Source organism: Mycobacterium sp. SMC-15, from assembly GCF_045310925.1.
Taxonomy (GTDB): domain Bacteria; phylum Actinomycetota; class Actinomycetes; order Mycobacteriales; family Mycobacteriaceae; genus Mycobacterium.
In genome coordinates, this window is sequence record NZ_JBJIAJ010000012.1 from 139,337 (window position 1) to 152,981 (window position 13,645).

The 13,645-nt window shown below is 68.2% G+C and carries 14 protein-coding genes; 9 read left to right on the forward strand and 5 right to left on the reverse strand.

Going from position 1 to position 13,645, the window contains the following annotated elements:
- Nucleotides 1-24: 24 nt before the first annotated feature.
- Nucleotides 25-1,008, reverse strand: coding sequence for a quinone oxidoreductase family protein (locus ACJH71_RS17970; RefSeq protein WP_406759387.1), 984 nt, complete (start codon nucleotides 1,006-1,008; stop codon nucleotides 25-27).
- Nucleotides 1,009-1,039: 31 nt separating this feature from the next.
- On the opposite strand from ACJH71_RS17970, the gene ACJH71_RS17975 reads away from it, so the two are divergent.
- Nucleotides 1,040-1,750: a hypothetical protein gene (locus ACJH71_RS17975; RefSeq protein WP_406759388.1), complete on the forward strand. Its 711-nt coding sequence runs from the start codon at nucleotides 1,040-1,042 to the stop codon at nucleotides 1,748-1,750.
- Here ACJH71_RS17975 and ACJH71_RS17980 read toward each other — a convergent pair.
- Genes ACJH71_RS17980 through mptB form a run of 4 tightly spaced genes read right to left on the reverse strand, consistent with a single transcriptional unit; the run spans nucleotide 1,706 to nucleotide 6,167 of the window.
- A complete protein-coding gene (locus ACJH71_RS17980) occupies nucleotides 1,706-2,641 on the reverse strand; it encodes a COX15/CtaA family protein (protein ID WP_406759389.1) in 936 nt (311 codons plus the stop codon). The two genes, ACJH71_RS17975 and ACJH71_RS17980, sit on opposite strands and share 45 nt — an antisense overlap.
- A gap of 57 nt (nucleotides 2,642-2,698) precedes the next feature.
- Complete coding sequence (locus ACJH71_RS17985) at nucleotides 2,699-3,487, reverse strand: ABC transporter permease (RefSeq protein WP_406759337.1); 789 nt, start codon at nucleotides 3,485-3,487, stop codon at nucleotides 2,699-2,701.
- Complete coding sequence (locus ACJH71_RS17990; protein WP_406759338.1) at nucleotides 3,484-4,422, reverse strand: ABC transporter ATP-binding protein; 939 nt, start codon at nucleotides 4,420-4,422, stop codon at nucleotides 3,484-3,486. The genes ACJH71_RS17985 and ACJH71_RS17990 overlap by 4 nt, the downstream gene beginning before the upstream one ends.
- Entirely contained in the window at nucleotides 4,419-6,167 is a 1,749-nt protein-coding gene (mptB, locus tag ACJH71_RS17995) for a polyprenol phosphomannose-dependent alpha 1,6 mannosyltransferase MptB (RefSeq protein ID WP_406759339.1), read from the reverse strand. The genes ACJH71_RS17990 and mptB overlap by 4 nt, the downstream gene beginning before the upstream one ends.
- 207 nt (nucleotides 6,168-6,374) lie before the next feature.
- Here mptB and ACJH71_RS18000 point away from each other — a divergent pair, with 207 nt between their 5' ends.
- The 8 genes from ACJH71_RS18000 (at nucleotide 6,375) to ACJH71_RS18035 (ending at nucleotide 13,572) form a co-directional block, all read left to right on the forward strand.
- A complete protein-coding gene (locus tag ACJH71_RS18000) occupies nucleotides 6,375-7,127 on the forward strand; it encodes a helix-turn-helix transcriptional regulator (protein ID WP_406759390.1) in 753 nt (250 codons plus the stop codon).
- Nucleotides 7,128-7,194: 67 nt separating this feature from the next.
- The gene (gene sufB / locus ACJH71_RS18005) at nucleotides 7,195-8,640 is read left to right on the forward strand and encodes a Fe-S cluster assembly protein SufB (RefSeq protein WP_308483282.1); all 1,446 of its coding nucleotides are present in this window, start codon (nucleotides 7,195-7,197) and stop codon (nucleotides 8,638-8,640) included.
- Nucleotides 8,641-8,700: 60 nt separating this feature from the next.
- Nucleotides 8,701-9,822 (forward strand): Fe-S cluster assembly protein SufD, encoded by a 1,122-nt coding sequence (sufD, locus tag ACJH71_RS18010; protein ID WP_406759391.1) that lies wholly within the window; start codon nucleotides 8,701-8,703, stop codon nucleotides 9,820-9,822.
- 34 nt (nucleotides 9,823-9,856) lie between these two features.
- Complete coding sequence (gene sufC / locus ACJH71_RS18015; RefSeq protein WP_406759340.1) at nucleotides 9,857-10,639, forward strand: Fe-S cluster assembly ATPase SufC; 783 nt, start codon at nucleotides 9,857-9,859, stop codon at nucleotides 10,637-10,639.
- A gap of 3 nt (nucleotides 10,640-10,642) precedes the next feature.
- Nucleotides 10,643-11,905 carry a cysteine desulfurase gene (locus ACJH71_RS18020; protein WP_406759341.1) on the forward strand — a complete coding sequence of 421 codons (1,263 nt, stop codon included), beginning with the start codon at nucleotides 10,643-10,645 and terminating at the stop codon, nucleotides 11,903-11,905.
- Nucleotides 11,868-12,407, forward strand: coding sequence for a Fe-S cluster assembly sulfur transfer protein SufU (sufU, locus tag ACJH71_RS18025; protein ID WP_406759342.1), 540 nt, complete (start codon nucleotides 11,868-11,870; stop codon nucleotides 12,405-12,407). The genes ACJH71_RS18020 and sufU overlap by 38 nt, the downstream gene beginning before the upstream one ends.
- Nucleotides 12,404-12,745, forward strand: coding sequence for a metal-sulfur cluster assembly factor (locus ACJH71_RS18030; protein WP_024443391.1), 342 nt, complete (start codon nucleotides 12,404-12,406; stop codon nucleotides 12,743-12,745). Before sufU ends, ACJH71_RS18030 begins: the two co-directional genes overlap by 4 nt.
- Nucleotides 12,746-12,747: 2 nt before the next feature.
- A complete protein-coding gene (locus ACJH71_RS18035; RefSeq protein WP_406759343.1) occupies nucleotides 12,748-13,572 on the forward strand; it encodes an MBL fold metallo-hydrolase in 825 nt (274 codons plus the stop codon).
- Nucleotides 13,573-13,645 lie beyond the last annotated feature (73 nt).

Here is a 13,645-nt window from a genome sequence, read left to right on the forward strand (position 1 = left end):
GCTCCGCCGCGCTTGCGATCGCCGCTAGGCGTCCAGCACGATCGAGCCCACGGTGTGGCGGCCCTGCAGATCGCGGTGGGCTTGGGCCGCCTCAGCCAGCGGATAGTGCCGACTCACCGTCACCGTGATCGTGCCGTTGCCGATCGCTTCGAACAGTTCGCCCGCGCGCCAGGTGAATTCCGGTGCGGTACGGGTGAAGTGAGCCAGATTGGGGCGTGTCAGGTAAACCGAGCCCGCGGCATTGAGTCGCTGCGGGTCGACTGGCGGCACCGGACCGCTGGCCGCGCCGAACAGCGCCAGGGTGCCCCGGACAGCGAGACTGGCCAGGCTGGCGTCGAACGTCGACGCACCCACCCCGTCGTACACCGCCGCGACCCCGCCGCCGGTCAACTCCCGGACCCGGGCGCCGAAGGCCGCGGCGTCTTCAGGCGCCGAGCCGGGATAGTCGAGCACCTCGACGGCGCCGGCCTGCCGCGACAACTCGGCCTTGGACGGATTCGACACCGTGGTGATCACCCGGGCACCGAGCGCGGTGGCCCATTGCGTCAGGATCAGTCCGACCCCGCCGGCGCCGGCGTGCAACAACACGGTGTCGCCGGACTGAACGGGATACACCGACTTGATCAGGTAGTGCGCCGTCAAGCCCTTGAGCAGCGCGGCTGCGGCCACCCCGGCCTCAACGCCGTCGGGAATAGGTGCCGTCAAAGATGCTGGCGCCGTGCAGTATTGGGCGTAGGCGCCGGTCGCGGCCGCCGTCACCACGCGATCGCCCACAGCCAGTGCGGTCACACCCGCGCCCACCTCGGTGACCGTGCCCGCGGCCTCATTGCCGACCACGAACGGCAGTGCGGCGGGGTAGATCCCGGAGCGGAAATAGGTGTCGATGTAGTTGACCCCGACGGCATCAACACGGATCAGCACCTCACCGGACGCGGGGGAGGGCTGCGGTCTGTCGACAAGGTTCAAAACTTCGGGGCCGCCGGTCGCGGCCACTTCCACGGCGTACATGGTGACTATCATCTCCGAATATGAGGTCTGCATGAAGCTGGCCCGGCCCGACATCTTCCACCCGCGCATCGTGCTGGCGGTCGATCCGCGGCGCGGCCACCACCGCGGTGGGAAGGCGACCGACGCCGATGACGACGCCGGCCTGGTCGCGGCGCTGCGTCACCGTGGGCTGCACGCCCGCCAATTGCCCTGGGATGATCCGGAGACACTGGAAGCGGACCTGGTGATTCTGCGCACGGGCGGCGGTGACCCGGCCCGGCGCGCCGAATTCACGAAATGGACGACGCGGGTGGCCCATCTGCTGAACCCGCCCGAAGCGGTGGCATGGAACGCCGACGGGCGCTACCTGGCCGACCTACAGTGCGACGGGGTGCCGACGTCGGCGGGACGGCCACCGGCCGAGGTCAGCACGCTGGTGTTCTTCGGCGCCGGCCGATCGCACGCATTCGGTGCTGAAGGTTCCGATCCCGACTTCGAGCTGTGGGACGTCGGACGTGCCGCCCTGCGTTCGGCCGCCGAACGCTTGAGCATCCGGATCGAAGAGCTGCTCTACGCGCGCGCCGACGTAGCCGGAACCGGCGCCGATGCGCGCCTGGTCAGCTTGGATCTGATTGCGCCGCAACTGGGTTTCAGCGAGCTCGACGCCGACGAACGAGACCGGGCGCAGCGCCGCTTCGCCGTCGAGGTCACCGCGGCGCTAGAGCGACTCGGGTTGGGTCCGCTGGCGCAGCGACGCCCATAGTGCCGCGGTCGCGCCGGTGACCAGCACCGCGCCCGCCACGTGCAGGGTGACCAGCACGGCGGGAACGCCGGTGAAGTACTGGACGACCCCGATCAGCCCCTGAGCCAAGGTCAGCACGGTCACCACTGCCAGCCGGCGGATCACCGGCTGGGCCGCCTGTACCGCAGCCAACCCGAAGGCCAGGCCCACCAGCAGTCCAAGGAATCCGATCAGCAGCGACTCGTGCAGGTGGGCGAGTGTGGCAACCTCCACCTTGAGGCGGGCCACCGTGCGGGTCGCGCTCTTGTCGCCGGCGTGCGGTCCGGCGGCGGTCACCAGGGTGCCGGTCACCAGTACCGCGGCCAGCGTGGCGGCACACAGCGCGGTCAGCCCGCGTAACGGCGTCGGGACCCGGTAGGTCACCACCGCCGACTCGTCGTCGGTCTGGCGGACCTTCGCGTAGAACTGCACCGCCAGCCACACCATCAGCATGGAGACCAGCAGGTGCACGGCCACGGTCCACCACGCCAGCCCGGTGCGTACGGTGATCCCGCCGATCACCGCCTGCAACACCGTGGAGCCGGGCATCAGCCAGGCATAGACCAGGACTTCAGTACGCCGCCGGGCCCGAATCACGGCCAGCACGGCCAGCGCCGCCGTGATCACGACCGCGAAGGTGACCATGCGGTTGCCGAACTCGATGGCCTGATGAATCCGCGGAACTTCCGAGACCGCAACCGGGACGTAGCTGCCCGGGAAGCACTGCGGCCACGTAGGGCAGCCCAGTCCGGACGCGGTGACCCGCACGATCGCGCCGGTGACCGAGATGAATCCCTGGGTGAACACGACCGCGGCAGCCAGCCATCGCTGGGTCCGCAGGCCCGGTTCGGGCAGCAGGTCCACCAAGCGCATCAGGAACCGTCCCACGGGCCTGATCGTAGAGGATCGGTAACTACATTCCGTAGTAGGTCAGCTGAACCGGAACCACCGCACCGCGCCTATGGCGGCCAACACACCCCACACCGCCACCACCGCGATACCGAACCAATCAATCGAGACGCTCAGCGCCTGCGCCAGCGCCTCGGTGAGCGCCCCCGAAGGGGTCAGCCGGGCGAGCCAGCGGACTGTGCCGGGTACCAGGTCGGTCTCCACCGTCAGCGCGGAGAATCCACCGAACACGAACCACATCAGGTTGGCTCCGGCCAGCACGATCTCGGCGCGCAGGCTGCCACCGAGCAACAGGCCCAACGCCGCGAAACAGGCGGTTCCCAGCGCGATGACCACCGCACCCAGGCCGAGGCCGGCCAGTGTCGGCCGCCAGCCCAGCGCTGCGCCGATCGCCCCGAGCAGCACGGACTGCAGCAGAACGACCGTGGCGACCGACAGAGATTTGCCGGCGATAACGCCCCAGACCGGGAGAGCCGTGGCGCCCAGCCGTTTGAGCGCCCCGTAGCGCCGGTCGAATGCCACGGCGATCGCCTGGCCGGTGAACGCGGTGGCGATCACCGCCAGCGACATGATCACCGGCAGCACGGTGGTCGCGCGTTCGGCGTGTCCCTCGCCGAACGGTCCCAGCGGCAGCACCGTCAGGCCGATCAACAGTGTGATCGGAATGAACATCGTCAGCAGCAGCTGCTCGCCGTTGCGCAACAGCAGGGTCAGCTCCAACCGGTATTGCGCGGCGAGCATCGCCGGCACGCTGGCCGGACGAGGGTCGGGGGTGAAGGTGCCGGGAGCGAAGACCTGTTGGTTGCTCATGCGCGTAGCTCCCGTCCGGTCAGCTCCAAGAACACGTCCTCCAGGCTGCGCTGCTCGACCCGCAGTGCGGTGGCCAGCACATCCATGCGCGCGCACCAGGCGGTCACGGTCGCCAGCACCTGGGGGTCCACCGTTCCTTCGACGAGGTATTCGCCGGGCATAACCTCGCTGGCCCGATAGCCCTCCGGCAACGCCATGATCAGCAACGACAGGTCGAGTCGCGGCGGTGCGGTGAACCGCAGCTGCCCCTGGGCTCCGCTACGGGTCAACTCCGCAGGCGTGCCGGCGGCGACCACCGCGCCGTGGTCGATGATCAACAGTCGGTCTGCCAGCTCTTCGGCCTCGCGTAGGTGGTGGGTGGTGAGCACCACGGTCACGCCGTCGCGGCGCAACGCGTCGATCAGCTCCCACACCAGCAAGCGGGCGTGGGCGTCCATGCCCGCGGTCGGCTCGTCGAGGAACACCAGTTCGGGCCGGCCGACCAGGGCACAGGCCAAGGCCAGCCGCTGCTGCTGCCCGCCGGAAAGCCGCCGATAGGTGGTGCGTGCCGCGTCGGTCAGGCCCAGGGTGTCCAGCAGCCACTGCGGGTCCAGCGGGTTGGCCGAATAGGACGCCACCAGCTTGAGCATCTCCCCGGCGCGTGCGGCCGGGTAGCCGCCGCCGCCCTGCAGCATCACCCCGATGCGCTCCCGAAGCCGGTCATTGTCGGCGACCGGGTCCAAGCCGAGCACTTCGATGGTTCCGGAGTCCGGGCGGACGAAGCCCTCGCACATCTCGACCGTGGTCGTCTTCCCGGCGCCGTTGGGGCCGAGGAGGGCGAACACTTCGGCGGTCTGGACGTCGAAATCGAGGCCGGCGACCGCTTCGACCGCAGACGGACCGGTCCCGTAACGCTTGCGCACCCCGCGTAAGCGCACCGCGACAGCTGAGTTCACGGAGAATCAGCGTAAGCGTCGGTGGCGGCGGCCGGCCGTTGGGTGGGCTCCTCGGCCGGTGCACCGCCCGTCGGGTGGTCAGCTTCGGCCGGCAACTCGCGCCACGGCAGCCGTCGATAGGTCAGCAGGAACAACCCCGCCACCACCACGGCGCTCGCCAGGGTGGCGTCCACGATCTGGAACAGGGCGAAACGGTCGCCGTTGGCGGTCGGGCCGAAGATGCCCACCACCAGCGTCACCGCGATCACCGCGACCCGGAACTGCGGTCGGGTGGCCCAGGCGGCGAGCGGGATGATCGCCCACAGCAGGTACCACGGCTGGACCACCGGGAACAGCAGGACCGTGATGCCCAGTGCAACGCCGAGACCGCCGACCGGATGCAAGCGGCCGTTGAACACCACCAGCAGCAGCCACACCACCAGCACCGCGATGATCAGGACACCGATGGCGCGGGTCAGCGACAGCACCGCGGTGGTGTGATCACCCAGGCCCAGCAGGATCCCGACCTGGCCGGTGCCCAGGGCGATCAGCGTCGGGGGCGACATCCAGCTGCGCACCACGTTGGCCGTGCCCAGGGTGAAGACCCACCCGAAGCCCAGCCCGCTGGCCCACCCGATCAGGCCCGTCACAGCTGCGGCCAGAGCGGCCATGCCCGTGCCGGCCAGCAGAAATGCCCTCACATCGCCGCCCCAGCGCCAGCCCAGCGCCATGGCGACGAAACCGAGTGCCAACAGTGATGGCAGTTTGACCTGCGATGACATCGTGATCAGCACGGCGCCGGTGAGCAGCTCGGCCAGCGGTGCCCAATCCCGGCGGTTCAGCGAGGCTCGACGAAGGAGAGGTGAAGCTGGGACCGCCGCATGATCCTGCCGGTGCGGGCGCGGGCGCAGCGACGGCAGCAGGGGCTTCGCCGCGGTGACCCCGCGCAACGCGAACTCCGTGCCGGTCAGCATGAGTCCGAGCATCAGCGCCTCGTTATGGATGCCGGCGACCAGGTGCATCAGCAACAGCGGATTGGCCGCACCGAGCCACAGGGCGCTGACCTCGGCGACCCCGCAGCGCGCGGCCAGGCGCGGCACCGCCCACACGATCAATCCGACCCCAAGCAACACCACCACCCGGTGACACAGCACCGCGGTGACGATGTTTTCCCCGGTCAACGCCGAGATTCCGCGGCCGATCCACAAAAACAGCGGCCCGTAGGGGGCCGGCGTCTCCCGCCACAGGCTGGGCACCGACAGGGTGAAGACATGGTCGAGGCCCAGGGCCGGGGCCGGACCCACCCGGTAGGGGTCCAAGCCCAGCCGGGAGATCTGACTCTGCGCCAGGTAGGAGTAAACGTCCTTGCTGTACATCGGCGGGGCGACCAGCAGCGGCAGCATCCACAGCAGCAGGGTCCGGTCGAGCTGGCTGCGCGACATCCGTCGCTTGCCCAGGGCAAAGCGCCCCAGCATCAGCCAGGCCAGCGCCATCATCACCGCGCCGGTGGTGGTCATGGTCAGGGCGACGGTGGCCAGCCGCGACGGCAGATTCAGCAGCCGGACCCCGAAGGTCGGGTCTTGCACCACCGGCCGTGCGCCGGCCCCCAGGGCGCCGATGGCCATCAGCACCGTTCCGGTCGCACCAAACAGCCGGGTGCGCCGCAATGCGACCAGCTCAGCGGCATTAAGCGGGGAGCCGACGGTGCGCTCGTCGCCGTGCAGGTGCGCGATCGACGTGCTCAGCGAATGCCGGCGGAGGGCCATCCCAGCAGCGTAACGGCCGCTAGTTTTGCGGCCGGCGCACGCGCAGTGTGATCAGCGCAACGGCCGATCCGGGCTGAACTGAGGTAACCCTTTCTAGACCGTGCTCTGGAATTGCGTCACACTGGTGTTGTGAAATTCGAGGCCTCCGAAGTGGGGGAGGTGAAGGCCACCACCGAAGCCGCCGGGCAACGCCCCGGCGGTGCGGTTATGGCAGGCACCCCGCTGGCGGCCGAAGTCGGCAGCGGCCACGACACGCGTCATGCGGTGGTACGCCTGCTGATGGAATCCGGATCGATCACCGCGGGGGAGATCGGCGCCCAGTTGGGATTGTCGGCCGCCGGGGTGCGCCGCCACCTCGACGCGCTGATCGAGATGGGTGACGCCGAGGCACATGCGGCGGCATCCTGGCAGCAGGTGGGGCGTGGACGTCCGGCGAAGCGGTTCCAGCTCACCGATGCCGGCCGGGGCAAGCTCGGTCACCGCTATGACGACCTCGCGGTGGCCGCCATGCGCCAGCTGCGCGAGATCGGCGGCGAGGACGCGGTGGTCGACTTCGCGCGACAGCGCATCGACACCATCTTGGCCAAGGTCGCGGCCGTCGCCGCCGGCAGTGACACTGCCGACGACGGCGACCTGGAAGCGACCGCGCAGCGCATCGCCGGCGCGCTGTCGGAGGCCGGTTACGCCGCCACCACCGCGCGGGTGGACGGTGGCGTACCGGGGGTGCAGATACTGCAGCACCACTGCCCGGTGGCCAACGTCGCCAAGGAGTTCCCGGAGCTGTGCCGGGCCGAGCGGCAGGCGATGGCCGAAGTGCTGGGCACCCACGTGCAGCGGTTGGCGACCATCGCCGACGGCGGCTACGTCTGCACCACCCATGTGCCGCTGACCAACCGAAGCACCAAGGCCGCAAAGGCCGGCAAGTCCGGCGCCGCCGCGACCGCCAAAAAACAGCATTAGCAGCACCGACCGACCTTCGGCGCACACCCTGCGCCGAAGCCATCACGAAAACCGAAGGAGCGTCACCATGACACTCACGCCGGAGGCCACCGAAGCAACCGCGGAGCCGACCCAGGAAGAGACGATCGCGTCGCTGGGTCGGTACGAATTCGGGTGGGCCGACAGCGACGCCGCCGGTGCAGCCGCCCAGCGGGGTATCTCCGAGGCCGTGGTACGCGACATCTCGGCGAAGAAGAACGAGCCGGAGTGGATGCTCGAGGCTCGCCTGCGGGCCTACCGGACCTTCATGAAGAAGCCGATGCCCAACTGGGGCTCGGACTTGTCCGGCATCGACTTCGACAACATCAAGTACTTCGTGCGCTCCACCGAGAAGCAGGCCCAGACCTGGGACGACCTGCCCGACGACATCCGCAACACCTACGACCGTCTGGGTATCCCGGAGGCCGAAAAACAGCGCTACATCGGTGGCGTCGCCGCCCAGTACGAATCCGAAGTGGTCTACCACAAGATCCGCGAAGACCTTGAGGCACAAGGGGTCATCTTCCTTGACACCGACACCGCGCTCAAGGAGCACGAGGAGCTGTTCCGCGAGTACTTCGGCACGGTGATCCCGGCCGGAGACAACAAGTTCTCCGCGCTCAACACCGCGGTGTGGAGTGGGGGATCGTTCATCTATGTGCCCAAGGGCGTGCACGTCGACATCCCGCTGCAGGCCTACTTCCGGATCAACACCGAGAACATGGGCCAGTTCGAGCGCACGCTGATGATCATCGACGAAGACGCCTATGTGCACTACATCGAGGGCTGCACCGCGCCGGTGTACACCTCGGACTCGCTGCATTCGGCGGTGGTGGAGATCGTCGTCAAGCCGGGCGGCCGCTGCCGCTACACCACCATCCAGAACTGGTCGGTCAACGTCTACAACCTGGTCACCAAGCGGGCCCGGGCCGAGGCTGGCGCCACCATGGAGTGGGTCGACGGCAATATCGGCTCCAAGGTCACCATGAAGTACCCGGCGGTCTGGATGACCGGCGAACACGCCAAGGGCGAGGTGCTCTCGGTGGCGTTCGCCGGCGAGGACCAGCATCAGGACACCGGTGCCAAGATGCTGCACCTGGCGCCGAACACATCGTCGAACATCGTCTCCAAGTCGGTGGCGCGTGGCGGCGGCCGGTCCTCGTACCGCGGGCTGGTGGAGATCCACAAGGGTGCGCACGGCGCGAAGTCGAGCGTGAAATGCGATGCGCTGCTGGTCGACAATGTCAGCCGCAGCGACACCTACCCCTACGTCGACATCCGTGAGGATGACGTCACCGTCGGCCACGAGGCCACCGTGTCGAAGGTCAGCGAGAACCAGCTGTTCTACCTGATGAGCCGCGGCCTGACCGAGGACGAGGCGATGGCGATGGTGGTGCGCGGCTTCGTCGAGCCGATCGCCAAGGAACTGCCGATGGAGTATGCGCTGGAACTCAACAAGCTGATCCAGCTGCAGATGGAAGGCTCGGTGGGCTAGGTGACAAGCTCCATTGCCGGTACCAACCTGACCCAGGCGGCCGAAGGCTTCCACAAGGGTATGCAGTTCACCTCGTTCGACGTCGAGGCGTTCGAGGTGCCGCACGGTCGCGACGAGGTGTGGCGGTTCACCCCGCTGCGCCGGCTGCGCGGCCTGCATGACGGCTCCGCGGTCGCCGATGCGGCCGCCGCCATCGAGGTCCTTGGCTCGGATGCCGTGCGGATCGAGACGGTGGCGCGCGGTGACGACCGGCTGGGCGCCGCGGGTGTGCCCGCGGACCGCATTGCGGCCCAAGCCTTCTCGGCGTTTCGTGAGGCGACGGTGGTCACCGTGCCCAAGGAAGTGAGCGTCGAGGAGCCCATCGGGATCACTGTCACCGGCCCGGGTGCGGGAGCCACGGCCTACGGCCACCTGCAGCTGCGTGCCGAGGAACTGTCGCGGGCGACCGTCGTGATCGACGTGCGGGGCAGCGGAACCTACGCCGACAACGTCGAATTCGTGGTCGGCGACGGCGCGCAGCTGACCGTGGTCTGGATCGCCGAAGCCGACCCGGACCTGGTGCACGTCACCATGCACCACGCGGCGCTGGGCAAGGACGCGGTGCTGCGCCACAGTGCCGTGCAGCTGGGTGGTGAATTGGTACGCCTGACCGGACGGGTCCGGTTCGACCGCCCGGGTGGTGACGCCGAAATGCTCGGCCTGTACTTCGCCGACGACGGCCAGCACCTCGAATCGCGGCTGCTGGTCGACCACGCCCAGCCCAACTGCCGGTCGAACGTGCTCTACAAGGGCGCGCTGCAGGGCGACCCGGGTTCGGCGCTGCCGGACGCCCACACCGTCTGGGTCGGCGACGTGCTGATCCGCGCAACCGGCGTCGGCACCGACACCTTCGAGGTGAACCGCAACCTGGTCCTGGCCGACGGCGCCCGGGCCGACTCGATTCCCAACCTGGAGATCGAGACCGGTGAGATCGTTCAGGCCGGCCATGCCAGCGCGACTGGACGGTTCGACGATCTCCAGTTGTTCTACCTGCAGGCGCGCGGCATCCCCGAAGAGCAGGCCCGGCGCCTGATCGTGCGCGGATTCTTCGGCGAGATCATCGCCAAGATTCCCGTTGCGGCCGTACAGGAACGCCTCGCCGAGGCCGTCGAGCGTGAACTCGCGGTCACCGAGAACCGATAAAACCGAACGCATCATCTAAGGACACGAATCAGCAATGAGCACATTGGAAATCAAGGGCCTGCATGTGAGTGTGTCGCCCGCCGGCGACGACGGCACGGCCGACATCCCGATTCTGCACGGTGTCGACCTGACGGTGAACTCCGGTGAGACACATGCCCTGATGGGCCCGAACGGGTCCGGCAAGTCCACGCTGTCCTACGCGATCGCCGGGCACCCCAAGTACACCGTGACGTCCGGGTCGATCACCCTTGACGGCGAAGACGTGCTGGCGATGAGCATCGACGAGCGTGCGCGCGCGGGCCTGTTCCTGGCCATGCAATACCCGGTCGAGGTGCCGGGGGTGTCGATGTCGAACTTCCTGCGTACCGCGGTGACTGCCGTGCGCGGTGAGGCGCCGAAACTGCGGGCCTGGATCAAGGAACAACGTGCGGCGTTCGCCGACTTGGGCATCGACTCCGGATTCGCGGAACGCAACGTCAACGAGGGCTTCTCCGGCGGGGAGAAGAAGCGCCACGAGATCTTGCAGCTGAGCCTGCTCAAGCCGAAGATCGCGGTCCTCGACGAGACCGACTCCGGCCTGGATGTCGACGCACTGCGGGTGGTCAGCGAAGGGGTGAATCGCTATCAGGAGGCCGAGAACGGCGGCGTGCTGGTGATCACCCACTACACCCGCATCCTGCGCTACATCCAGCCGCAGTTCGTGCACGTCTTCGCCGGTGGGCGGATCGTCGAGTCGGGCGGGCCGGAGCTGGCCGACGAGCTGGAGGAGAACGGCTACGAGCGCTTCACCGCCGAGGCGGCAGTGGCGGAGGCCTAGAACATGACACTGTCGGTCAGTCGTCCGGCGGGGCCGGACCTCGACGCGATTCGGGCGGACTTCCCGATCCTGAACCGTGTCATGCGCGGCGGAAGCCGGCTGGCCTACCTGGATTCGGGTGCCACCTCGCAGCGTCCACTGCCGGTGCTCGACGCGGAGCGGGAGTTCCTGCTGACCTCCAACGGCGCGGTGCACCGCGGGGCGCACCAGCTGATGGAGGAGGCCACCGACGCCTACGAGGACGGCCGGTCCGCGATCGCGCGCTTCGTCGGGGCCGAACCGGACGAGCTGGAGTTCACCAAGAACGCCACCGAGTCGTTGAACCTGGTGTCCTATGTGCTCGGCGACGACCGTTTCGCGGGGGCGGTCGGGCCCGGCGACGTCATCGTCACCACCGAACTGGAACACCACGCGAACCTGATTCCCTGGCAGGAGCTGGCGCGCCGCACCGGTGCGACGTTGCAGTGGTACGAGGTGACGCCCGACGGGCGCATCGACCTGGACTCGCTGCAACTCGACGAGCGCGTCAAAGTCGTTGCGTTCACCCATCACTCGAACGTGACCGGCGCGCTGGCGCCGGTGGACGAGCTGGTGTCAAGGGCCCGCGCGGTGGGTGCGCTCACCGTGCTGGACGCCTGCCAGTCGGTGCCGCACCAGCCCGTCGACTTCCACGGATTGGGTGTGGACTTCGCGGCGTTCTCGGGTCATAAGATGCTGGGGCCCAACGGGATCGGGGTGCTGTACGGCCGGCGGGAGCTGTTGGCTACGTTGCCGCCATTCCTCACCGGCGGATCGATGATCGAGACGGTCACGATGGCTTCGAGCACCTACGCGCCGGCACCGCAACGTTTTGAGGCAGGCACGCCGATGACCTCGCAGGTCGTCGGGCTGGCCGCGGCCGCCCGCTACCTCGATGCGATCGGCATGGACGTGGTGGCAGCCCATGAGCGTGAACTGGTGGCCGCCACACTCGAGGGACTCGCCGGCATTCCCGGGGTGCACATCGTGGGGCCCACCACCATGATCGACCGGGGCTCGCCGGTGTCGTTTGTCATCGACGGGGTGCACGCGCACGACGTCGGTCAGGTGCTCGACGACGACGGTGTCGCGGTCCGGGTGGGCCACCACTGCGCAATGCCGTTGCACCGCAAGTTCAATGTGGCTGCCACCGCCCGAGCCTCGTTCGCGGTGTACAACACCCACGAGGAGGTGGAGCGCCTGCTGGCGGGTGTTCGCCGGGCCGTGGAATTCTTCGGGGGAGTGTGAGACGTTGCGTCTTGAGCAGTTCTATCAAGAGGTGATCCTCGATCACTACAAGCATCCGCAGCATCGTGGGCTGCGAGAGCCCTACGGCGCGCAGGTGCACCACGTCAACCCGACCTGCGGTGACGAACTGACCCTGCGGGTGGCGCTGTCGCCCGACGGCACGCAGATCGCCGACGTCTCCTATGACGGGCAGGGGTGCTCGATCTCGCAGGCGGCGACCTCGGTGCTGGCCACCCAGGTGATCGGCGTGTCGGTGGAGCAGGCCTTGACGACATTCGATGCATTCCACGAAATGGTCTCCTCACGCGGCACTGTGGAAGGCGACGAGGAGGTGCTCGGTGACGGCATCGCGTTCGCCGGGGTGGCCAAGTACCCGGCACGGGTGAAGTGTGCGCTGCTCGGCTGGATGGCGTTCAAGGATGCGTTGGCGCAGGCACTGGCGAAGACAGAGGAACCAACGCTGGCATCAGTCAGTGGGACAACCCAGGAGATGAATCGATGAGCGAATTGGGACCGGACGAGCTGCTCGCCGAAGTCGAGGAATCGATGCACGACGTCATCGACCCCGAGATCGGCATCAACGTGATGGACCTGGGCCTGGTGTATGACCTGTCGATCCGGCAGGACGAGGACGGCGCGGCCGCGGTCGTCACCATGACCCTCACCTCGCCGGCCTGCCCGCTGCAGGACATGATCGCCGAGCAGGTCGAGAACGCCACCGTGGGCGCCGGTCTGGTCAAGAAGGTCGACCTGTCCTGGGTCTGGGAGCCGGCCTGGGGACCGGACAAGATCACCGATGAGGGCCGCGAAATGATGCGCGCAGTCGGCTTCACGGTCTGACCGTGCCGGCATCCGAGTTCTGGCTCTGCCGGACCTGCGGTGTCGAACACGAGGCGACACCGCAGGTGTGCGCCATCTGCGCCGATGATCGGCAATGGGTGCCGCCGGACGGCCAGCACTGGGCCACCTTGGACGGCTTGGTCGCCGAAGGCATGCAGTCCTACGCCTTTGAACTGGAACCCGGGCTGATCGGGATCGGCAGCAATCCGCCGCTGGGTATCGGTCAACTGGGCAAGCTGGTGTGCACGCCCAGCGGCAACATCCTGTGGGATCCATCGGGATTCGTCGATGACGCCGCGGTCGCCGCAGCGCTCGAGCACGGTCCGGTGCTCGGCGTCGTCGCCAGCCACCCCCACATGTTCGGCGCCCAGGTGGAATGGGGCCGACGACTCGGCGGGGTACCGGTGTACGTCAACGCCGCGGACAAAGAATGGGTGATGCGTCCGGACCCGGCGATCCGGTACTGGTCCGGGCGGCTGGAGCTCGCACCCGGTTTGACCGTGATTCAGGTCGGCGGCCACTTTCCGGGCAGCTGTGTCGCGTGCTGGGACGCCGGTGCCGACGGGCGCGGGGTGCTGCTGGTCGGCGACACCGTCTTCCCGAACCCTGACCGGCGCACGGTGGCCTTCCTGCGCAGCTATCCGAATCGGATTCCGCTGTCGGCGGCTGTCGCCCAGCGGATGGCTGCAACGTTGGAGGAGTTGCGCTTCGACCGCATGTACGGGTTGCACACCAACACCATCGACACCGATGCGGTGGCCGCGGTCAGATTCTCGGCGGACCGTCACGCAGCGTGGGCGCGCGGCGACCACGACGACCTCACCTAGCGCGGGACCGGTCAGCGTTGTCATGTGTCCCGGCCGGCAGCCCGGGGGACGGGCGCTGCCATACTCGTCGCGT

What these genes read in the sequence shown, in the direction of transcription:
- ACJH71_RS17970 (WP_406759387.1), bottom strand. Translation starts at nt 1,008, where the DNA reads ATGTACGCCGTGGAAGTGGCCGCGACCGGCGGCCCCGAAGTTTTGAAC.
- ACJH71_RS18030 (WP_024443391.1), top strand. Translation starts at nt 12,404, where the DNA reads ATGAGCGAATTGGGACCGGACGAGCTGCTCGCCGAAGTCGAGGAATCG.
- sufD (WP_406759391.1), top strand. Translation starts at nt 8,701, where the DNA reads ATGCAGTTCACCTCGTTCGACGTCGAGGCGTTCGAGGTGCCGCACGGT.
- ACJH71_RS18020 (WP_406759341.1), top strand. Translation starts at nt 10,643, where the DNA reads ATGACACTGTCGGTCAGTCGTCCGGCGGGGCCGGACCTCGACGCGATT.
- sufB (WP_308483282.1), top strand. Translation starts at nt 7,195, where the DNA reads ATGACACTCACGCCGGAGGCCACCGAAGCAACCGCGGAGCCGACCCAG.
- sufC (WP_406759340.1), top strand. Translation starts at nt 9,857, where the DNA reads ATGAGCACATTGGAAATCAAGGGCCTGCATGTGAGTGTGTCGCCCGCC.
- ACJH71_RS17975 (WP_406759388.1), top strand. Translation starts at nt 1,040, where the DNA reads ATGAAGCTGGCCCGGCCCGACATCTTCCACCCGCGCATCGTGCTGGCG.
- ACJH71_RS17980 (WP_406759389.1), bottom strand. Translation starts at nt 2,641, where the DNA reads ATGCGCTTGGTGGACCTGCTGCCCGAACCGGGCCTGCGGACCCAGCGA.
- mptB (WP_406759339.1), bottom strand. Translation starts at nt 6,167, where the DNA reads ATGGCCCTCCGCCGGCATTCGCTGAGCACGTCGATCGCGCACCTGCAC.
- ACJH71_RS17985 (WP_406759337.1), bottom strand. Translation starts at nt 3,487, where the DNA reads ATGAGCAACCAACAGGTCTTCGCTCCCGGCACCTTCACCCCCGACCCT.
- ACJH71_RS18000 (WP_406759390.1), top strand. Translation starts at nt 6,375, where the DNA reads ATGGCAGGCACCCCGCTGGCGGCCGAAGTCGGCAGCGGCCACGACACG.